3 protein-coding genes are annotated in these 2,523 nt (G+C 75.1%); all 3 read right to left on the reverse strand.

The window, feature by feature from the left end; translation table 11 throughout:
- A partial coding sequence (locus tag VF542_RS08560) for a glycosyltransferase family 2 protein (RefSeq protein WP_408651280.1) occupies positions 1-816 on the reverse strand: 816 nt, incomplete at its 3' end.
- The gene (locus tag VF542_RS08565; RefSeq protein ID WP_408651281.1) at positions 813-1,619 is read right to left on the reverse strand and encodes a CDP-alcohol phosphatidyltransferase family protein; all 807 of its coding nucleotides are present in this window, start codon (positions 1,617-1,619) and stop codon (positions 813-815) included. The genes VF542_RS08565 and VF542_RS08560, both read right to left, overlap by 4 nt.
- Positions 1,616-2,523 (reverse strand): CDP-glycerol glycerophosphotransferase family protein (locus VF542_RS08570; RefSeq protein ID WP_408651282.1); only part of this gene is annotated, 908 nt, incomplete at its 5' end. The genes VF542_RS08570 and VF542_RS08565, both read right to left, overlap by 4 nt.

Below are 2,523 nucleotides of genomic sequence, written 5' to 3' on the forward strand. Positions count from 1 at the left end.
CAGCCGGACCCCGTCGACCATGCCCCGCCACGACTCGGTCAGCGCCGACCGGCCACGGGTGCGGGCCAGCGTCAGGCCGGTCCAGACGGCCAGGTACAGCGCGGCCAGCGGCACCGGCAGCCGGCGGCGCGCCAGGAACACCCGGTTGCGGGCGGACAGCCGGTAGAAGCCGGCGTGCCGGGTGGGCGCGATCACCGGATGCAGCGCCACCAGTTCGCCCGCGTAGTACACCCGGGCACCGGCGTCCCAGACCGCCCAGGCCAGGTCGATGCCCTCGTGGGCGTAGTAGAAGCAGCCCGGCCAGCCCCCGATCCGGTCGAACAGCTCCCGGCGGATCGCCACCGCGCCCTCCCAGACCGCGGTGACGTCGCTGGAGCGCGCCGGGTCCCCGACCCGCAGCCGCGGCGTCCAGCGCCGGGGGGCGGGCTGGCCGTCCGGAGCCAGCACCCGCGGCTGCACGAGCCCCAGGCCCCGGTCCGCGGCGAACATCCCGGCCAGCCGGACAAGGGTGTCCGGATCGCGCAGGCTGGCGTCGTCGTCGAGGAAGAACAGCAGCTCCCCCCGCACGTGCGCCACGCCTGCATTGCGGCCGGCCGGGATGCCCAGGTTCTCCGGCAGCGCCACCGCCCGGACGCCCGCGGGCAGGCCGGCCGGTGACCAGCCGTTGCCGACGACGACGATGTCGAGCCGCACACCCGACTGCGCCAGCAGGCTGCGCAACCCCCGGTCCAGGTCCGCGGGCCGCCGGCCCTGGCTCAGCACGACGACGCCGTAGGACGGCACCTCGGGCATCGGCGCATCCGGTACCGCGGTCACGCCCGCACCCGGTGGGAGGCCACGATCGCCACGAAGTGCCCGAGGACCGAGAGCAGCGCCAGCGGCACCACCACCGCCAGCAGCACCCGGGTGCCGTCCAGACCGCCGGCCACGGCGTCCACGACGGCGGCCACCAGGATGATCAGGCTCAGCTCGATCGAGTGATAGATCCGGTGGAACGGGACGAAGCGCGCCGCCTGCCGCAGCCCGGCAAGCAGGCCCGACCGCGGCCTGCTGACCTCGGCGGTGTCCGCCACCCGGGCCAGCCCGGCGGCCGCGCGGGCCGAGTGCACCATGTCGTTGAGCGCCTTGTTCAGGCACAGCAGCCAGGCCAGCAGGGCGCCGAGGCAGATCCAGCCGAGGTGGTCGGTGATCTCCCCGGCGCCGCCTGCCGCGCGCACGCCCAGCGCCAGTGCTATCAGGGTCTCCACCGTGTAGTGGCCGACCTTGTCCAGGAAGATGCCCATCGGGCTGGCGGTGCCGCGCCACCGGGCGACCTCGCCGTCGCAGGCGTCCCACATCATCTGCAGCTGCGTGCACAGCACGGCCAGGACCGCGCCCGCGATCCCCGGCAGCAACAGTGCGGGGGCGGCCAGCCAGCCACTGACGATCATCAGCCAGGTGACGCCGTTCGCGCTGATCCCGGTGGGCAGCAGCACCCTGACCACGTAGGGCGAGATCCGGCGCATGTAGAGGTCGCCGGTCCAGTGCTCGGCGGTCCGCCGGCCGCGCACCGCGGGCGGCTGCGTGATCTCGCGCAGCTGCGCGATGGTGGGCCGCGTCGGCCGCCGGCCGGCGGTCACTGCCCGGTGCTCATCAGGCGGGCGGCGCGGGCGGCCAGTTCGCGCCCGCGGAGTTCGACCAGCTCCTCGCACACGCCCAGGAACCGGGCGATCGCCGCACCGGGGCTGGTGTCGCCCATCGCGTGCTCGACCCAGGCCCTGCGGCGCGCCGGGTCACCACCGGCCAGCTCCGAGGCCACCAGGTCGGCCAGCGCGCCGGCCTCGGCGGCGAGCAGGCCCGGTGCGGCGCTGAGCACGGTGTCGGCGTCCAGGAACGCCTGCGGTGACTCCGGCACCGTCACCACGATCGGCTTGCCGGTGGTCATCCAGTCCCCCGCCACCGCGGAGATGTCACAGACCAGCAGGTCCGCTCCGTCCGCGCGGAAGTCCCAGGCCGGCGCCAGGTCGACGGCGTGCCGGGCGTCCGGGTCCCGGTCGCGGTACTGCCGCACCAGCGCCCGCAGCCGCTGGTCGGCCGCGGCGTACTCGGCGCGATTGGCACCGGTGCGCGGGTGCGGGCGGTATCTGACGTCGTAGCGGCCGGAATCCAGCAGCGAACGCAGCAGCGCCTCGCCGTGCGAGACCACCGAGCTGTAGGCCATGCTGGGCTGGCCGCCTTCCCAGGTCGGGGCGTAGAGCACCGTGGGCCGCCGGCCGGTTGCCGGCTCGGTGCGTGCCGGCTCGGTGCGTGCCGCCGGCCCGGTGTGTCCCGGCGGCTCCGCTGCCGGCTGCTGAGCGGGGTCCGCGGTCGCGACGTCCAGCTGTGGCCGGCCGACCAGCCGGACGTGGGCGGCGGCGTCGTAACACATCAGGTTGCGCCGCAGCCGGTCCCGGCCGGCGGCGCCGGGCACCAGGACGAAGTCATAGGCCTTCACCTGGTTGCTGGCCGAGGCCGCCTTGTCACTCTCGCCATGGCCGAGATAGG

This window comes from Jatrophihabitans sp. (genome assembly GCF_036389215.1).
GTDB lineage: Bacteria > Actinomycetota > Actinomycetes > Mycobacteriales > Jatrophihabitantaceae > Jatrophihabitans_A.